The organism is Streptomyces nidicola (assembly GCF_050106155.1).
Classification (GTDB): Bacteria; Actinomycetota; Actinomycetes; order Streptomycetales; family Streptomycetaceae; genus Streptomyces.
On sequence record NZ_JBNBPI010000001.1, the window covers coordinates 3050614 to 3068195 of the forward strand.

Here is a 17582-nt window from a genome sequence, read left to right on the forward strand (position 1 = left end):
CCTTTTAAGTGCTTACGTGCTTGTTGCTTCAGTCTGCGTCAGTCGTCGCTGCCATGGAGCCTGCGCCGAACCGAGAGCAGTTCCACCTCGGGCCGTCCGGCGACGAGCCGCTCACAGCGGTCCAGTACGTCGGTCAGGTGGCCGGTGTCCCCGGAAACCACCGCGAGCCCGATCTCGGCCCTGCGGTGGAGGTTCTGGTTGCCCGTCTCCGCGACGCTCACCGCGTACTTGCGGTGCAGCTCGGCCACGATCGGACGGACGAGGGAGCGCTTCTCCTTCAGCGAGTGGACGTCGCCGAGGAGCAGGTCGAAGGACAGAGTCCCCACATACATGTGTGTCCGGATGTCCCGCCGGTCCGGGGTCGTATGGCGACCGCTTCCGGCCACCGATACGGGAACGGTACACGCAACGGCCGGGGCCGATCGACGGAAATAAGTCCCGTCGACCGGCCCCAGTCGCGTATCAAGCTCAGACGCGCGGCTTCTCGCGCATCTCGTACGTCGCGATGACGTCGTCGACCTTGATGTCGTTGAAGTTGCCGAGGTTGATACCGCCCTCGAACCCTTCGCGGATCTCGGTGACGTCGTCCTTGAAGCGACGCAGGCCCTGGATGTTGAGGTCCTCCGCGATGACCTTGCCGTCGCGGACGAGCCGGGCCTTCGTGTTGCGCTTGACCTCGCCGGAGCGGATGAGAACACCCGCGATGTTGCCCAGCTTGGACGACTTGAAGACCTCGCGGATCTCCGCCGTGCCGAGCTCGACCTCCTCGTACTCCGGCTTGAGCATGCCCTTGAGGGCCGCCTCGATCTCCTCGATGGCCTGGTAGATCACCGAGTAGTACCGGACGTCGACACCCTCGCGCTCGGCCATCTGCGCGGCACGACCGGCCGCACGGACGTTGAAGCCGATGACGATGGCGTCCGAGCCCATGGCCAGGTCGATGTCCGACTCCGTGACCGCACCGACACCGCGGTGCAGGACGCGGATGTCGACCTCTTCGCCGACGTCCAGCTGGAGCAGGGAGGACTCGAGAGCCTCGACGGAACCAGAAGCGTCACCCTTGATGATGAGGTTGAGCTGCTGGACCTCGCCGGCCTTGAGCACCTTGTCCAGGTCCTCGAGGGAGACACGGCGCACGCGCTTGGCGAAGGCCGCGTTCCGCTCGCGGGCGGCACGCTTCTCGGCGATCTGACGGGCCGTACGGTCCTCGTCCACCACCAGGAAGTTGTCGCCGGCGCCCGGGACGTTGGTGAGACCGAGCACGAGGACCGGGGTCGAGGGACCGGCCTCCTGCACGTTCTCGCCCTTGTCGTCGAGCAGGGCACGGACACGGCCGTAGGCGTCGCCCGCGACCAGCGTGTCGCCGACACGGAGCGTGCCTCGCTGGACGAGGACGGTCGCGACGGCACCGCGGCCCTTGTCGAGGTGGGCCTCGATCGCAATACCCTGCGCGTCCTGGTCGGGGTTGGCCCGCAGGTCGAGCGAGGCGTCCGCGGTCAGGACCACGGCCTCGAGCAGGGAGTCGATGTTCTCGCCCTGCTTGGCGGAGATGTCGACGAACATGGTGTCGCCGCCGTACTCCTCGGCCACCAGGCCGTACTCGGTCAGCTGACCGCGCACCTTGGTCGGGTCGGCACCCTCGACGTCGATCTTGTTGACCGCGACGACGATCGGGACCTCGGCGGCCTTGGCGTGGTTGAGCGCCTCGATCGTCTGGGGCATCACGCCGTCGTTGGCCGCGACCACGAGGATCGCGATGTCGGTCGACTTCGCACCACGGGCACGCATGGCGGTGAACGCCTCGTGACCCGGGGTGTCGATGAAGGTGATCGCGCGCTCTTCACCGTTGACCTCGGTGCCCACCTGGTAGGCGCCGATGTGCTGGGTGATGCCGCCGGCCTCGCCCGCGATGACGTTGGTCTTGCGGATCGCGTCGAGCAGTCGCGTCTTACCGTGGTCGACGTGACCCATGACGGTCACGACCGGCGGACGCGCCATGAGGGCCTCTTCGCCGCCCTCGTCCTCACCGAACTCGATGTCGAAGGACTCGAGCAGCTCGCGGTCCTCCTCCTCGGGGGAGACGATCTCGACCGAGTAGTTCATCTCGTCGCCGAGAAGCTGCAGCGTCTCGTCGGAGACGGACTGCGTGGCCGTGACCATCTCGCCGAGGTTCAGCATGACCGCGACGAGCGACGCCGGGTTGGCGTTGATCTTCTCCGCGAAGTCGGTGAGCGAGGCACCGCGCGACAGACGCACCGTGGCGCCGTTGCCGCGAGGCAGCATCACACCGCCGACCGACGGGGCCTGCATGGCCTCGTACTCCTGGCGCCTCTGCCGCTTCGACTTGCGACCGCGACGCGCGGGACCGCCGGGACGGCCGAAGGCGCCCTGCGTGCCACCACGGGCACCCGGACCACCGGGACGGCCACCGAAACCGGGACGGCCACCGAAGCCGCCAGGACGACCGCCACCGCCGCCACCCGGACCACCGGGACGACCGGCGAAGCCGCCGCCACCGCCACCGGGACCGCCGGGACGACCGGCGAAGCCGGGACGACCGCCACCGCCGCCGCCCGGACGACCGCCGCCGGGACCACCGCGACCGCCGCCGCCACCGGGACCCGGACGCGGGCCCGCGGCGGGACGCTGCGGCATCATGCCGGGGTTCGGACGGTTACCGCCGCCGCCACCGGGACGCGGACCGGCCGCACCGGCGCCGCCGGCCTGCGGACGGGGCATGTTGCCCGGGCTCGGACGGTTGCCGCCCTGACCCTGCGGACGGGGGCCACCCTGGCCGCCACCCTGCGGGCGCGGACCGCCCGGGGCACCCTGGCCGCCGGGACGCGGGGCGCCACCCGGACGGGGCGCCTGCGGGCGCGCCATGCCGGTGGAGCCACCAGAGGTGAAGGGGTTGTTGCCCGGACGCGGGCCCGAGGGACGGGCGCCACCGGGACGCTGACCCTGGCCGCCGGGACGCGGGGCGCCCTGACGGTCGCCACGGTCACCGCGCTGGCCACCCTGGCCCTGGCCACGGTCCTGACCGGGGGCCGGACGGCCACCGGGCTTCGGGGCGCCGGGACGCGGAGCGGACTGGCCGCCGGGCTTCGGGGCCGCGGGGGCCTGCGAAGCGGCGGGAGCCTGGAACTCCGGCGTGCTGGGCGCCGGGGAAGCGGGCTTCGGGGCCGGCTTCGGGCCGGGCGTCGGCCGCGGACCCGGGGTCGCCGGAGCGGCCGGGGCGGCGGGCTTCTCCGCAGCGGGCTTCTCCGCGGCGGCGGGCTTCGGCGCAGCCGGGCCCGGACGCGGGGCGGCAGGCTTGGCGGCCTGCGCGGGAGAGGGGGTGGGACGCGGCGCCGCGGGCTTCGCGGGCGCGTCCTTCTTGGCGGCGGGCTTCTTGGCCGCGCCGTTGGTGCCCTGATTCAGGGCGTCAGTCAACTTGCGTACAACCGGCGCCTCGATGGTCGAGGACGCCGAACGTACGAATTCACCGAGTTCTTGGAGCTTGGCCATGACGACCTTGCTCTCTACGCCGAACTCCTTGGCGAGTTCGTATACCCGGACCTTAGCCACTTCGCTCCTTTTAGGTCCGGGTTACGCCGGACCGTCGCTACTTCATGGGCGTACTCATCGCGTGCTCATCGAGTGCTCATCGCAATCTCGACCTACTTCCAACTCGCGGGGTACCAGGGCCGCACGGGGGTTCCGCACGGCGCTTCTTACGGTGTCGCCTGCTCGACGCGGTGACGCAGGGCCTCCGTGTCGAACGGTCCAGGGGCCCGATAAGCCCTCTGAAACGCCCGGCGGCGGACCGCCAGGTCAAGACAGGCCAGGGCGGGATGCACGTAAGCACCCCGGCCGGGCAGCGTACCGCGATCATCGGGGACGCACTGTCCCTCGATCACCACGATCCGCAGCAGTTCGCTCTTGGCCGCTCGCTCCCGGCATCCCACGCAGGTTCGCTCAGGGCATGCGCGGGCATGCGTCCGACCAGACACGGTTAAGTCTACCTCCCCGTACCGACCTCACCCCTTTGGGGCAAAGATCGAACGGTTGGCTCGTCACATACTGTCGTGATCCAAGCGCCGAGCGCTCGGATTTATTCCCCTTCGGGAGCACCCTCGGGGGCGTCGGCCTGCTCGGTGTCCGGGCGGATGTCGATGCGCCAGCCGGTGAGCCGGGCCGCGAGCCGGGCGTTCTGCCCCTCCTTGCCGATGGCGAGGGAGAGCTGGTAGTCGGGCACGGTCACGCGGGCCGAGCGGGCCGCGAGGTCCACGATCTCGACCTTCGAGACACGGGCCGGGGACAGCGCGTTGGCCACCATCTCGGCCGGGTCCTCGGACCAGTCGACGATGTCGATCTTCTCGCCGTTGAGCTCGCCCATGACATTGCGCACACGGCCGCCCATCGGGCCGATGCAGGCGCCCTTGGCGTTGAGCCCGCTCCGGGTGGAGCGCACGGCGATCTTCGTACGGTGGCCGGCCTCGCGGGCGATGGCGCAGATCTCGACGCTGCCGTCGGCGATCTCCGGGACCTCGAGCGAGAAGAGCTTCTTCACGAGGTTCGGGTGCGTACGGGACAGGGTCACGGAGGGGCCTCGGACGCCCTTGGCGACGCGCACGACGTACGAGCGCAGGCGCAGGCCGTGCGGGTACTCCTCGCCGGGGACCTGCTCCTGCACCGGCAGGATGGCTTCCAGCTTGCCGATGTCGACCAGCACGTTCTTCGGGTCGCGGCCCTGCTGGACCTGGCCCATCACGATGTCGCCCTCGCGGCCCGCGTACTCGCCGAGCGTCGCGTCGTCCTCGGCGTCGCGCAGCCGCTGCAGGATGACCTGCTTCGCGGTCGTGGCGGCGATCCGGCCGAAGTCGGAGGGGGTGTCGTCGAACTCCTTGGGCTCCTGGCCCTCTTCGAGGTCCGACGGGTCCTCCTTCGCCCAGACCGTGACGTGGCCGCTGTCGCGGTCGAGCCGTACGCGCGCGTGGCGGAAGCTTCCGTCGGTGCGGTGGTAGGCGATGAGGAGAGCCGACTCGATCGCTTCGACCAGCAGATCGAAGGAGATCTCCTTCTCCCGGACCAGCCCACGCAGGGCACTCATGTCGATGTCCACGGCTACGCCTCCTCTTCGTTGTCGTTGTCGTCGTTCTTGTTCTTGCGGTTGAACTCGACCTGGACACGCGCCTTGGCGATGTCGGCGAAGTCGAGCCTTCGGGAGGTCGGCTTGCGCCCCTTCACTCCCGGTACTTCCAGGTCGAGGCCGTCGTCGTCGACCTTGAGGATGCGCGCGACCAGCTCGGATTCGTCGTTCAGCTGGAACTTCACGAGGCGGTCCGTCGCGCGGATGTAGTGACGGTGCTCGGTGAGGGGGCGCTCGGCGCCGGGCGTTCCGACCTCGAGTTCGTACTCGCCCTCGCCCATGGCGTCTGTTTCGTCGAGCTTCGCCGAGAGCGCGCGGCTCACATCGGCGATCACGTCCAGATCGGCGCCCTCGTCGGAGTCGACGACGACGCGCAGCACACGCTTGCGTCCGACCGAGGCCACTTCGATCTCTTCGAGTTCGAGCCCCTGTGAGGTGACGAGCGGTTCCAGTAGTTCCCGCAGCCTCTCGTTCTGGGTGGTGCTCATCCGGGTGACTCCTCGGCCGCGTGTGCTGTTGTGGTTACTGACTTTCCTTGCGCGTCAGGTCAAAGGGTATCCGGTCCAGGGGGGTGTTGCCGTCCACCCGTGCAAGGGCGACGGTACGGTGATCACGGCCACTCCCCTTCGATCGAACCTGATCAGTTCCGATCAGGGAGCCGCCTCCCCCTTGAATCCTGAAAGCACTCTCTCCTCCCCGCCTCTTCGCCTCCTGAGGACGCCTGCCGTGCCGCTGCCCCCTCTCGCCCGCTCCGGGCCACGTCGTAGGACTCTGCTCGCCTCGCTGGCCGGGGCCGCGCTGCTGACCGGCTGCTCGGACGCCGACGACGGCGCCGACGGAGGCAGCGGGGCGCCCGCCGCCGCACAGGAGAAGCGGCTGCGGACGCAGGCGGCGCGGGAGAGCGCGGACCTCCTCGGCCAGTACGACCGGGCGGTGTCGGCCCGTCCGGCGCTCGCGGAGCGGCTGAACCCGCTGCGGGCCGAGGTCGAGCGGCACGTGAAGGCGTTCGGCGGGGCGCACCGGCCTTCGGGCGCAGCGGCGCCCCCGGGCAGGAAGCCGGCCGCGCCGGCCTCCGAGAAGGACATCCTCAAGGCGCTCTCGGTGGCCGAGCAGCGGCTCTCCGACCGCCGGATGTCCGCGCTCGTGGACGCCCCCGGCGAGCTGGCACGGCTGCTCGCGTCGGTGGCGGCGGCCGGGGCGGGGCACGCGTATCTGCTGGCGAAGGACTGACGAGGCGACATGAGCGAGAACGCACTTCTTGCCGCGGTGCAGGCGGCGCTGCGCGCCGAGCACGCGGCGGTGTACGGCTACGGGGTGGTCGGCGGCCGGATCGGCGAGGACCGCAGGGGCCGGGCCAGGGACGCGTACGACGCGCATCGGGCCCGCCGCGACGAACTGCGGCGCACGGTGCGCGACCTGGGCGGAAATCCCGAGGAGTCCGCGGGGGCGTACGCGCTGCCGTTCCCGGTGCCCGACTCGTCGGCGGCGGCGCGGCTCGCCGCGGACATCGAGAGCAGGGTCGCGGGCGTGTACTCGGATCTCGTACGGGCGGCGAGCGGCGAGCGGCGCCGGGGCGCGGCCGACGCGCTCCGTGAGGCGGCGGTCCGTGCCGTGCGCTGGGGCGGCGGCAGCGTAGCCTTCCCTGGGCTCTCCGAACGGGCCGCGGCGCCGTCCGCGTCGTCGTCCCCGCCGGAGGACCCCAGCACATAGGCAGACTTGGGAAGGAAATCCCCGCGCATGGCATCCCCGCGCATGGCATTCGAACCGCCTTCGCGTCTTGTGAACGCGCTCGGCGAGGTGCGTGACGACGGGGCGTCGGCGTGGCTCGACCGGGTCGGCACGCTGCTCGGCGAGGCGGCGGAGCGGCGCGATGTGACGGTGGAGCGGGTGCATGTGCCCGGGGGCCGCAGCAGCCTGGTCGCCCACGTCCGCAGGGCGGACGGCGCACCGGCGATCCTCAAGCTGGCGCCCGAGCGGTTCCGCCCGGAGGCCGAGCGTGCGGCGCTCACACACTGGGACGGCTTCGGCGCGGTGCGGCTGCTTGACCCGGGCGTGAACGACGGCGCGCTGCTCCTCGAGCGCCTCCACCCGGAGGTCTCCGTGCGTACGCTGCCGGAGGCGAAGGCGCTCCTGGAGGCGGCGGGCACGCTGCGCCGCCTGTGGGTGGACCCGCCCGAGGGGCGCAACTGCGAGACCGTTCCGGAGCGGACGGGCCGGCAGGCGGTCGGGATGCGGGCGACGGTGGAGTCGTTCCCCGACGTGGCGCCCCTGATCGACGCGGCCCTCGAAACGCGGGACGAGCTGGTGTCCTCGCCGCCCGAACTCCGGCTGCTGCACGGTACGTTCCGGCAGTCCAAGGTGCTGTCCGGGGAGCGGATGCCGTGGCTGGCGGTAGGCCCCGACCCGGTCGTCGGCGAGACCGCGTTCGACCTGGCGCGGCTGGTCCGCGACCGCGTGGAGGACCTCATCGGCTCCCCCTCGGGCCCCGCCATCACCCGCCGCCGGGTGAAGAAGCTGGCGGAGTCCCTGGAGGTCGACCAGGAGCGGCTGCGGGGCTGGACCCTCTTCCGCGCGGTGGAATCGGGTGCGCGGGCACTGCGCGTGGGGCGGCACCAGGACGGCGAGAACTTGTTGGAGTTCGCGGGCTGGCTGTGACCTCCGGTCGGGGCGGGTGTGGGGTTCGGCGGGGGCGTGTGACGTGGGGCCGGGCCGCTTCCGAGCGTTGGCTGGGGTAGCCGGCCCCCGTTCCCACGCCACGGGGCTCCGCCCCGGACCCCGCGCCTCAAACGCCGGCGGGGCTGAATTTGCCCACCCGCCGCGGGGCTTGAAGGATCGGGGCTCCAACCCGGGCCCAGCGGGCTCCCGTACCGGAGCGGGGCTCGACCATGCCCCGGCCCAGCGGGCTCCCGTACCGGAGCAGGGCTCGACCGTGCCTGCCCGGGCCGCCTTCCTGAGACAGGCGCCCGCTTGGGCCGAGTCCCCGCTCAGCTCCCACCCACCCGCCCCCTCCGGGGGCTCCGGCCCGGAGGGGCAGCCCGGAGAGGGGCAGCCCGGAGAGCAGCAGCCCGGAGAGGGGCGGCCCGGAGAGCAGCAGCCCGGAGGGCGTGGCCCCGCTCGCGGCCGTCCACCACCGCTCCGCCAGGGCGAACCGGCGCCTCAGTCGGCGAGGTCGGTCAGGTCGCGGGCGTAGGTGATGCCCTCGTGGCCGACGCGCAGCGTGCACGTGCCGGTAGGGACGAAGCCGTTGCGGGTCAGGACCGTGCGGGAGGCGTGGTTGTCCTCCGCGGCGGAGGCCGTGACGCGCTTGAGGGCGTAGTCGGTGGCGGCGACGGTGAGGAGTTCGCGGACCGTCGCCGTGGCCAGGCCCCTGCCGGTGGCGTCGCGCGCGAGACGGTAGCCGAGGTCCGCGGTGCCGTCGGCCACGTCGACCAGGTTGAAGCGGCCGAGGATCTCGCCGTCGTCGGCGACCAGGACGTGCATGTGGATGGCGCCGGTGGCCTGTTCGGCGAGCAGCGCGGTGTGCCGGTCGGCGAAGTGCGTGAAGTGGTCGTCGCCGCGGTCGGGGACGGTGGCCGCGAAGAAGGTGCGGTTCTCCGTTTCGAAGGCGAGGAGCGCGGATGCGTGGGCGGGGCTCAGACGTTGGAGATCCGGCATGGCGTCACGGTAGCCGCGGCCGGTCTCCGGCGATCGGCCGGGCGCGATACTCGCCGCAGGCCACTCGTGACGGCCGACCGTCCCCACGCCACGGGGCTCCGCCCCGGACCCCGCGCCTCAAAGGCCGGCGGGGCTGAATTTGCCCACCCGGCGCGGTCGGCCTCGCCCCTCCGGGCCGGAGCCCCCGGAGGGGGCGGGGGGATGGGCTGGTCACCCCGCGTGGCGGCGCGGCGTACAGGGGCGTGGACGCTACGGGCCGACGGGCCGACGGGCCGACGCCACGAACACTGCGGGCCTCGGCCCCGTCACCGCTCCACGGCCACGGCCACGGCCACGGCCCCGCATGCCCGAGCCGGTAAGACCCAGCCCGGCAGGAGCCAGGCCCGGGGGCCGATGCCCCCGGAGGGGGCGGGCGGTGGGAGATGGGCGGCGGCACCCGATGCATGCGGGGCGTGAGGGGCGTGGCCGGGAGGTCGGGTGTCTGCCCGGGGGCGGCGTGGGAAGGGCGGGGCGCCGACCGCGGCACGGTGGGGCGGGGCGCCAACCGCGGCACCGTGAGCCAGGGGCGCCGGCCGTGGCGCGGTGGCCGGGGCGTGCGGGGCCGTGCAGGGGCCGTGCAGGGGCACCGTAGCGGGGACAGGGCCCCGGAGCCGTGGGGCTCCGGGGGCCGGGGGGCTCCGGGGGCCGGGGGTGGTTATGCCGTGAGGCGGGCGACCGCCTCGGCGACCGTCAGTTCCTCGCGTTCGCCGGTGCGGCGGTCCTTGAGTTCGACGACGCCGTCGGCGCTGCGGCGGCCCGCGACCAGGATCTTCGGGACGCCGATCAGCTCGGAGTCGGTGAACTTCACGCCGGGCGAGATGCCGGGGCGGTCGTCGACGAGGACGCGTACGCCCGCCGCCGCCAGCTTGTCGGAGACCTCCAGCGCCAGTTCGGTCTGGAGGGCCTTGCCCGCCGCCACCACGTGCACGTCGGCGGGGGCGATCTCCTCCGGCCAGATCAGGCCCTTGTCGTCGGCGTGCTGCTCGGCGAGCGCCGCCACCGCGCGCGAGACGCCGATGCCGTACGAGCCCATGGTCACGCGGACCGGCTTGCCGTTCTGGCCGAGGACGTCGAGCTGGAACGCGTCCGCGTACTTGCGGCCGAGCTGGAAGATGTGGCCGATCTCGATGGCACGGTCCAGCTTGAGGCCGGTGCCGCACTTGGGGCACGGGTCGCCCTCCTGGACCACGACCACGTCGACGTACTCGGAGACCTCGAAGTCGCGGCCCGCGACGACGTTCTTCGCGTGGACGCCGTCCTTGTTGGCGCCGGTGATCCACGCCGTGCCGGGGGCCACGCGCGGGTCGGCGATGTACGTGACCTTCTCCAGGCCCTGCGGCCCGACGTAGCCACGGACGAGGTCGTCGCGGCCCTCGAAGTCCTCGGCCGTGACCAGCTCCACCGCGGCCGGCGCGAAGTGCGCCTCGACCTTGTCCATGTCGACCTCGCGGTCACCGGGGACACCGACGGCCACGATCTCGCCGTCGATCTTCACGAGGAGGTTCTTGAGGGTCGCCGAGGCCGGGACCTGCATGTACGCGGCGAGCGTCTCGATCGTGGGGGTGTCCGGGGTGGGGACCTCTTCGAGGGCGGGCGCGTTCTCCCCGTCGACCGGCTTCACGGCGAAGCCGACCGCCTCGGTGTTCGCGGCGTAGTCGCAGTGCGGGCAGTCCGCGAAGGTGTCCTCGCCGGCCGCGGCCGGGGCCAGGAACTCCTCCGACTTCGAACCGCCCATGGCGCCCGCGGTCGCGGCGCAGATCCGGTAGTCGAGGCCGAGGCGCTCGAAGATGCGCTGGTACGCGGCGCGGTGCAGGCCGTAGGACTCGGCGAGGCCCTCGTCGGAGAGGTCGAAGGAGTACGAGTCCTTCATCTGGAACTCGCGGCCGCGCAGGATGCCGGCGCGGGGGCGGGCCTCGTCGCGGTACTTGGTCTGGATCTGGTAGAGGATCACCGGCAGGTCCTTGTAGGACGTGCACTGGTCCTTGACCAGCTGGGTGAAGATCTCCTCGTGGGTCGGGCCGAGCAGGTAGTCGCCGCCCTTGCGGTCCTGGAGGCGGAACAGCTCCGCGCCGTACTCCTCCCAGCGCCCGGTCGCCTCGTACGGCTCCTTGGGCAGCAGGGCGGGCAGCAGGACCTCCTGGCCGCCGATGGCGTCCATCTCCTCGCGGATGACGCGCTCGACGTTCGCGTAGACCCGTCGGCCGAGCGGCAGCCAGGACCAGACACCGGCGGCGGTGCGGCGCACGAAACCGGCGCGGACCAGCAGCTTGTGGCTGAGGACTTCGGCGTCCGCCGGGTCGTCGCGCAGAGTCTTGACCATCAATCGGGACATGCGCTGGACCTGGACCTTGGCCATGATTCTTGACTCCTGCGACGAAAGGCTGATGTCAGGAGGTTAGCCGGGGCGTGGGCGCGGCCGGAAATCGGTTCTCAGGGCATGCGCCTGAGCGGCAGCGGCGCGCCCATCACGGCGTACGGGCGCGGGGCGCTCGGGAACAGCACCTGGCGGGCCAGATCCTCGTAGCCGAGCGAGTGGTAGAGGCCGCGGGCCGGGCTGTCGATGTCGATCGCGGAGAGGATCGAGCGGGGCTCGGCGGCGCCGTCGGTGATCGCCGTGATGAGTGCGCGGCCGATGCCGCGGTTCTGGTAGCCGGGGTGCACGTGCAACTCCGTGATCACGAAGGAGTCGTCGAGCCAGTGGTCCTCGTCGCGGGCGCGGAGGTACGGCTCGACGACGGTGGACCACCAGTGGGTGCGGTCGTTCGGCATCCCGTAGACGAAGCCGACGAGGCGGCCGGTTTCGGTCGTCGCGCCGAGGGAGCGGGCGCCCGGGTACGTGATGTGCCGCAGCACGATCTGGCGGCGTACGGCGATCTCGTCGTCGCTGAGCCCGAACGCGTACGCCTGCACGGCGAGCGCCTCGTCGACACGGGTGCGCAGATCCAGGGGGCCGATGGTGACGGCGCGGTCGTCCGTGCGGTTCCGGTGCGGCATGCCCGGAGGGTACCCGGTGCGGGGGGTGGCTGTGCGGGTGGCCGGGGCGGGGCCCTCCGTATCGCGGGGCGGCACCGGGGCTTGCCGTGGCCGGGGCCCGTCCCACCGTTGCGCGGCACCGGGGGCCGTGGCCGCCGCCGCCCCGCCATTACGCGGCACCGGGTGCCGGGGTCGGCGCCTCCCACCCTGGTTGCGCGGCACCGGGGTGCCGCCTTGCCCACCCTGCCGCCCAAGGCGGCAGATTGCCCAAGGCGGCGGGCGTCGACCGTCTCGGGTGGGGAGCCGTGCTTGCGGCAGATTGCCCAAGGCGCGTGCGGTCGACCGCAACGGGAGGGGAACCGGGGGTGCCGGAGATTGCCCAAGGCGGGGTGGCGCCGACCGTCTCGGGTGGGGAGCCGTGCTTGCGGCAGATTGCCCAAGGCGCGTGCGGTCGACCGCAACGGGAGGGGAACCGGGGGTGCCGGAGGTTGCCCGAGGCGGGGTGGCCCGTGCCTTCTCGGGTGGGGCCGGCGCTGGCGGCAGATACCCGAAGGCACGTGCGGTACCCCGTCGGGCCGACGCCCCTGGAGGGGGCGGGTGGGTGGGAGATAGGCGGGAGGGAAGGGGCAGGGCCGATGTCGGCGACGGCCTGCGCGGAGCGTGGCGCCGGTTCCGGTAAATCAAGCCCCTGCGGCGTTTGAGCAGCGGGGTCCGGGGCGGAGCCCCGTGGCGTAGGAACGGCCAGGCCCCCGGGCGGAGCCCCGTGGCGTAGGAACGGCCAGGCCCCCGGGCGGAGCCCCGTGGCGTGGGAACGGCCGGGCCCCCGGGGGCCAAGCCCGTGGCGTAGGGGGTCGGTGGCCCTCAGCTCGCCGTGGGGAGCCTGGGGACGCTCGACAGCAGGCGGCGCGTGTAGGCGTGGTCCGGGGAGCCCAGGACGGACGGCGTGGGGCCCGACTCGACCACCCGGCCCCGTTCCAGCACGGCAGTGCGTTCGCACAACGCCGCCACCACCGACAGGTCGTGGGAGACCATCACGATCGTCAGCCCCGCCGTCTCCTTCAGCTCGGCCAGCAGGTCCACGACCTTGACCCGCGTCGTGACGTCGAGCGCCGAGACCGGTTCGTCGGCGAGGAGGACCCGCGGGTCGCACACCGTGGCCCGCGCGATGGCGATGCGCTGCCGCTGCCCGCCGGAGAACTCGTGCGGGTACCGCTCCCCCGCATCGGCCGGAAGCCCCACCCGTTCGAGGGCGTGCGCGACCTTGCGGTCCGCCTCCTCCCCCGTCGCGACGCCGAGCGAACGCAGCGGCTCCGCCACGATCCGCCGCACCCGCTGCCGCGGGTCCAACGAGGCGTACGGGTCCTGGAAGACGCACTGCACGCTGCGCCGGAACGCCTTCATCTGCGTACGGTCCCGCGGCCGCAGCTCGTCCCCGTCGAAGCGGACCGCCCCGGACGTGGGCCGGGCCAGCCCGAGCAGCATGCGCAGCAGCGTCGTCTTGCCCGCACCGGACTCACCGACGAGCGCCAGGCTCCGCCCCGTCTCCACCGCCACCGACACGTCCGTGACGACAGGCGCGGCGGCGCCCCGGTACGCGTACGAGACCCCGTCCAGTTCCAGCACAGGTCGTAGCTCAGGGGTGCTCATCGCACACCTCCCAGGTCGAGCGCGGACTCCAACTGCCGCGCGCTGTCCACCAGCGCCCGCGTGTACGCCTCGCGCGGGGCCCGTACGACGTCGGCCACCGCGCCCGACTCGACCGCGCGCCCGTCCTTCATCACCAGGACGCGATCCGTCACCTTCGACACGACCGCCAGGTCATGGCTGACGAACAGCACCGCCATACCGCGCTCGCGCACCAGCCCGTCGATCAGCTCCAGCATCTCCGCCTGCACGGTCACGTCCAGCGCCGTCGTCGGCTCGTCGGCGATGAGCAGCGCCGGGTCGCAGGCGAGCGCCATGGCGAGGGCCACACGCTGGCGCTGGCCGCCGGAGATCTCGTGCGGGAAGGCGCGGGCGATGCGCGCCGGGTCGGGAAGCCGTACCTGTTCGAGGAGGTCCGTCACCGCCGTCTTCAGCGCGGTGCCCTTCAACTGGCGCCGCCTGCGCAGGGGTTCGGCGATCTGCTTGCCGACCCGCATCAGCGGGTCGAGCGCCGTGAGCGGCTCCTGGAAGACGACGGCCGCGCTCCGGCCGCGTACGTCCACGAGGGTCTTCTCGCTCGCGCCGACGATCTGCGTGCCGGCCAGTTCCACACGCCCCGTCACCGTCATGCCCGCGGGCAGCAGCCCGAGGACGGCGAGGGTCGTCAGGGACTTGCCCGAGCCGGATTCGCCGATCAGGCCCAGTCGTTCGCCGCGCGCGACCTCGAAGCCGAGGCCGGAGACGAGCTCGCGCCCGTCTCCCGTACGGACCGTGAGTCCGTCCACGGACAGCAGAGGTTCGCTGGAAAGCAACGGTTCACTCATGCCGCCGCCCTCTCCTTCCGCGCCGTCGGGTCGAGAACGTCCCGCAGCCCGTCCGCGACCAGGTTGACGCCGATCACCAGCAGCACGAGCAGCACGCCCGGCGCGAGCGCGCCCGCGGGCGCCGTCGTGAACGTCGCCTGCGCCTCCTGGAGCATCCGGCCCCACGAGGCGTTCGGCGGCGGCGCCCCGAGGCCGAGGTAGGACAGCCCCGCCTCCGCGAGGACGGCAAGGCCGAACTGGAGCGCCAGGTTCACCGCGAGCGTCGGCCAGATGTTGGGCAGGACGTGGCCCGCGACGATCCGCGGCCACGAGGTGCCGGAGGTGCGGGACGCCGTGATGTAGTCCTGCGCCAGCACCCGCTTGACCAGGATCCGGGTCAGCCGCGCCACGACCGCGCTCTGCGCGAGGCCGATCGCGAGGATCGCGGAGCCGAGCGTCGCCGACCTCGCCGCGACGATCAGCATCGCGAGCAGCAGCGTCGGGAACGCGATGAGGATGTCGAGCAGCGCGGAGAGCGTGTCGTCGAACCAGCCCTGCGCGAACGCGGCCAACAACCCCAGCGTCACGCCGAGCAGCGCCGCGACGGCGACCGAGCCGAGCCCGGCCTGGAGCGCGATCCGCGAACCCGTCATGAGCTGCGTGAACAGGTCGCGCCCCAGCTTGTCGGTGCCGAGCAGATGCCCGCCTCCAGGACCGGCGAGACGGCCGCCGGACGTGTCCTCACTGTCGTACGGCAGCCAGAACAGGGAGACGAGCGCGAGCAGCACGACGAGGCCCGCGAAGACGGCCCCCGTCCACAAGGTGACCGATGATCTGCGCTTCATCGCGCCCCACCCCCGGAGAGCCGCCCGCGAAGGCGCGGGTCCACAAGCCGCTGCACGAGGTCCGCCACGAACCCTATGATCAGCACCCCGAACGTCGACACGAACAGCACACCCTGGATCACCGGGTAGTCGTGCTGCGCGATCCCGGTGGCGAGCATGGAGCCGAGCCCCGGCAGCGCGAACACGGACTCGACGACGACCGCGCCGAGCAGGGTGGACGCCAGCTCGATGCCGAGGATCGAGATGACGGGCACGGACGCGTTGCGCAGCCCGTGCCGCCACATGGCCCGTCCGAACGACGAGCCGAGCGCCCGCGCCGTGCGCAGGTATTCGCTGTCGAGGACGTCGAGCGTCGCGGAGCGTACGTAGCGGATGAGGGACGCCGACATCACGAGCGCCACCGTCACCACCGGCAGCACCAGTGACTGCACGGCCGGTCCTGGCGCGGACCAGCCGTCCTGCGGGAAGCCACCGGACGGCAGCCAGCCCGCGTTCAGCGCGAACACCGCGATGAGGATCATGCCGAGCCAGAACACCGGGACGGCGATGCCGAGTTGGGAGACGCCGCTGAGCAGCGACCCGTACCAGGTCCGTCGCTTGTACGCGGCCACGAAGCCCGCCGGTACGGCGACGAGCACGGCGAGCACGAACGCGGAGAGCGTCAGCGGCACCGTCACGTTCAGGCGCTGCGACACCTCCGGTCCGACCGGCAGCGACGACACGAAGGACGTGCCGAGGTCACCGCTCGCCAGCTGGCCGATCCAGTGCGTGAACTGCTCGGGCAGCGGCTTGTCGGAGCCGATGGAGTGCCGGGCCGCGGCGATCTGCTCCGGCGAGGCGCCCACCGAGGTGAGCGCGTTCGCCGGGTCGCCGGGCAGCATCCGCAGCAGCACGAACAGCACGACGGACGCGAGGACGAGGGAGACCAGCAGGAACACCAGTCTCCGCAGGAGGTATCTCAGCATGGCCGGTCGGTCAGCTGCTCTTCTTGATGTCGTACGCGAAGAACTGCGAGTTCAGGCCGTTCAGCGGGTAGCCCGACAGCTTCGTGTTCGCGACGACGATCTGCGGATACAGGTAGAGCCAGTCGCTGGCCGCGTCCTCGGCGGTCTTGCGGTTGACCTTCTTGAGCAGCTCGGACTGCTCCTTGGTCGTGGAGGACGCCTCGGCCTTCTCGACCCAGTCCTGGACCTGCTTGTCGTCGTAACCCCAGTAGAAGTCGGGGTCGCCGTACCAGACGAGGTCACGGTCGTTGACGTGCTCCTGGAGCGTCGCCGTGAAGTCGTGGTTCTTGTAGACCTTCGTGTACCACTCGTCGGGCGTGATCGTGTTGATCTTGACGGTGATGCCGACCTTGGCGAGCTGCGACTTGATGAAGGTCGCGGCCGTGGGGTGCGGGTCGTAGTTCGGGGTGTCGAGCGTGAAGCTGAACCCCTTGGCGTGGCCCGACTCCTTGAGCAGCTTCTTGGCCTTCGCGACGTCGTGCGCGTTGACGTCGGTCAGGTCCTCGTACCAGGGGTCGGTGGGAGGCACCATCGACCCGATCTGCTTGCCGTAGCCGCCCCAGACGGATTCGAGGAGCTTCTTGTCGTCGATGGCGGCCGAGACGGCCTGGCGCACCTTGACGTCGGTGAACGGCTTCGCCTTGTCGTTGAAGGCGAGCAGCAGCTTGGTGGTCGAGTTGCCGTCGTTGACCTTGTAGTTCTGGTCCGACTTGAACTGGTCGAGGGCGTCCGGCGACTGCTCGCTGGTGACGACGTCGACGGCGTTGGTCTGGAGCGCGTTGTTGAGGGCGGTCGCGTCCTTGTAGTAGTGGAAGACGGCCTGCTTGTTCCTGGCGGCCGTGCCCCAGTAGCCGGCGAACCGGTCGAGGCTGAGCGCGGAGCCGCGCGTCCACTTCTTCAGCTGGTACGGTCCTGTGCCGTCTTCCGTGATCTTCAGGTTCTTGGCGTCGGCGTTGATGATCCAGACGTACGACAGGTTGTAGACGAAGGAGATCGACTTCTTCGACAGCGTGACCTTGACGGTCTTCGCGTCCGGAGTGGCGACGTCCTTGATGACCTCGAGGTTCGACTTCCGCGCGGACTGCGAGTCCTTCGCGATCACCTTCTCCAGGCTGTACTTGACGTCCTCGCTGGTCAGCTTCTTGCCGCTGTGGAACTTCACGCCGTCGCGAAGGGTGAAGGTGTAGGTGAGGCCGTCGCCGGAGACCTTGTAGTCCTCGGCGAGGAGCTTCTCGACCTTGCCCTTGTCGGTGAGCTTGAACAGGCCCTCGTAGACGTTGCCGTTGAGGGCCTCGGTGACGCCCTGGCCGCCGCCCGCGGTGTTGTCGAGGTTCTGCGGCTCGTAGAGGGAGCCGATGTTGACCGTGGCGTCCTTGTCGTACGCGCCGCTGCCGGACGTCGAGTTCGAGCCACCGCCGCAGGCCGCGAGCGTGACGGCGAGGGCGACGGTGAGCACGCCGGCGGACAGGGGTCTCTTGGGGATGCGCAT

Annotated in this window: 16 protein-coding genes; 3 read left to right on the forward strand and 13 right to left on the reverse strand. The window is 71.6% G+C overall.

Annotated features, from left to right (window positions below):
* Nucleotides 1-38: 38 nt before the first annotated feature.
* From ACOKM3_RS13705 to rimP, 5 genes are all read right to left on the reverse strand, one after another.
* Nucleotides 39-332, reverse strand: coding sequence for a DUF503 domain-containing protein (locus ACOKM3_RS13705; RefSeq protein WP_426900304.1), 294 nt, complete (start codon nt 330-332; stop codon nt 39-41).
* Between the two features lie 136 nt (nt 333-468).
* Nucleotides 469-3567 carry a translation initiation factor IF-2 gene (gene infB / locus ACOKM3_RS13710; RefSeq protein ID WP_426900306.1) on the reverse strand — a complete coding sequence of 1033 codons (3099 nt, stop codon included), beginning with the start codon at nt 3565-3567 and terminating at the stop codon, nt 469-471.
* 146 nt (nt 3568-3713) lie between these two features.
* Nucleotides 3714-3992: a YlxR family protein gene (locus ACOKM3_RS13715; protein ID WP_426900308.1), complete on the reverse strand. Its 279-nt coding sequence runs from the start codon at nt 3990-3992 to the stop codon at nt 3714-3716.
* Between the two features lie 101 nt (nt 3993-4093).
* Nucleotides 4094-5104, reverse strand: coding sequence for a transcription termination factor NusA (gene nusA / locus ACOKM3_RS13720; RefSeq protein WP_426900310.1), 1011 nt, complete (start codon nt 5102-5104; stop codon nt 4094-4096).
* 2 nt (nt 5105-5106) lie between these two features.
* Nucleotides 5107-5619 carry a ribosome maturation factor RimP gene (rimP, locus tag ACOKM3_RS13725; protein WP_426900312.1) on the reverse strand — a complete coding sequence of 171 codons (513 nt, stop codon included), beginning with the start codon at nt 5617-5619 and terminating at the stop codon, nt 5107-5109.
* Nucleotides 5620-5857: 238 nt separating this feature from the next.
* On the opposite strand from rimP, the gene ACOKM3_RS13730 reads away from it, so the two are divergent.
* From ACOKM3_RS13730 to ACOKM3_RS13740, 3 genes are read left to right on the forward strand one after another with little or no spacing between them, the layout of a single operon-like run.
* Complete coding sequence (locus ACOKM3_RS13730) at nt 5858-6361, forward strand: hypothetical protein (protein ID WP_426900314.1); 504 nt, start codon at nt 5858-5860, stop codon at nt 6359-6361.
* A gap of 9 nt (nt 6362-6370) precedes the next feature.
* A complete protein-coding gene (locus ACOKM3_RS13735) occupies nt 6371-6841 on the forward strand; it encodes a ferritin-like domain-containing protein (RefSeq protein ID WP_426900315.1) in 471 nt (156 codons plus the stop codon).
* A gap of 42 nt (nt 6842-6883) precedes the next feature.
* Entirely contained in the window at nt 6884-7786 is a 903-nt protein-coding gene (locus ACOKM3_RS13740) for an aminoglycoside phosphotransferase family protein (protein ID WP_426906787.1), read from the forward strand.
* 501 nt (nt 7787-8287) lie between these two features.
* Here the strand turns inward: ACOKM3_RS13740 and ACOKM3_RS13745 are convergent.
* The 8 genes from ACOKM3_RS13745 to ACOKM3_RS13780 all read right to left on the reverse strand — a co-directional run bounded on the left by ACOKM3_RS13745 (nt 8288) and on the right by ACOKM3_RS13780 (nt 17582).
* Nucleotides 8288-8785 carry a GNAT family N-acetyltransferase gene (locus ACOKM3_RS13745; RefSeq protein WP_426900317.1) on the reverse strand — a complete coding sequence of 166 codons (498 nt, stop codon included), beginning with the start codon at nt 8783-8785 and terminating at the stop codon, nt 8288-8290.
* 694 nt (nt 8786-9479) lie between these two features.
* Entirely contained in the window at nt 9480-11180 is a 1701-nt protein-coding gene (locus ACOKM3_RS13750; protein WP_426900319.1) for a proline--tRNA ligase, read from the reverse strand.
* 74 nt (nt 11181-11254) lie between these two features.
* Entirely contained in the window at nt 11255-11818 is a 564-nt protein-coding gene (locus tag ACOKM3_RS13755; RefSeq protein WP_426900320.1) for a GNAT family N-acetyltransferase, read from the reverse strand.
* An 840-nt stretch (nt 11819-12658) separates the two neighbouring features.
* Nucleotides 12659-13444, reverse strand: a complete 786-nt coding sequence (locus ACOKM3_RS13760) for an ABC transporter ATP-binding protein (protein ID WP_426900322.1) — start codon at nt 13442-13444, stop codon at nt 12659-12661.
* On the reverse strand, nt 13441-14265 hold the full coding sequence (locus ACOKM3_RS13765; RefSeq protein WP_426900324.1) for an ATP-binding cassette domain-containing protein: 825 nt from the start codon (nt 14263-14265) through the stop codon (nt 13441-13443). The genes ACOKM3_RS13760 and ACOKM3_RS13765 overlap by 4 nt, the downstream gene beginning before the upstream one ends.
* Nucleotides 14262-15089 (reverse strand): ABC transporter permease, encoded by an 828-nt coding sequence (locus ACOKM3_RS13770; protein ID WP_426900325.1) that lies wholly within the window; start codon nt 15087-15089, stop codon nt 14262-14264. Before ACOKM3_RS13770 ends, ACOKM3_RS13765 begins: the two co-directional genes overlap by 4 nt.
* A complete protein-coding gene (locus ACOKM3_RS13775; RefSeq protein WP_426900327.1) occupies nt 15086-16054 on the reverse strand; it encodes an ABC transporter permease in 969 nt (322 codons plus the stop codon). The genes ACOKM3_RS13770 and ACOKM3_RS13775 overlap by 4 nt, the downstream gene beginning before the upstream one ends.
* 10 nt (nt 16055-16064) lie before the next feature.
* Nucleotides 16065-17582, reverse strand: coding sequence for an ABC transporter substrate-binding protein (locus ACOKM3_RS13780; RefSeq protein WP_426900329.1), 1518 nt, complete (start codon nt 17580-17582; stop codon nt 16065-16067).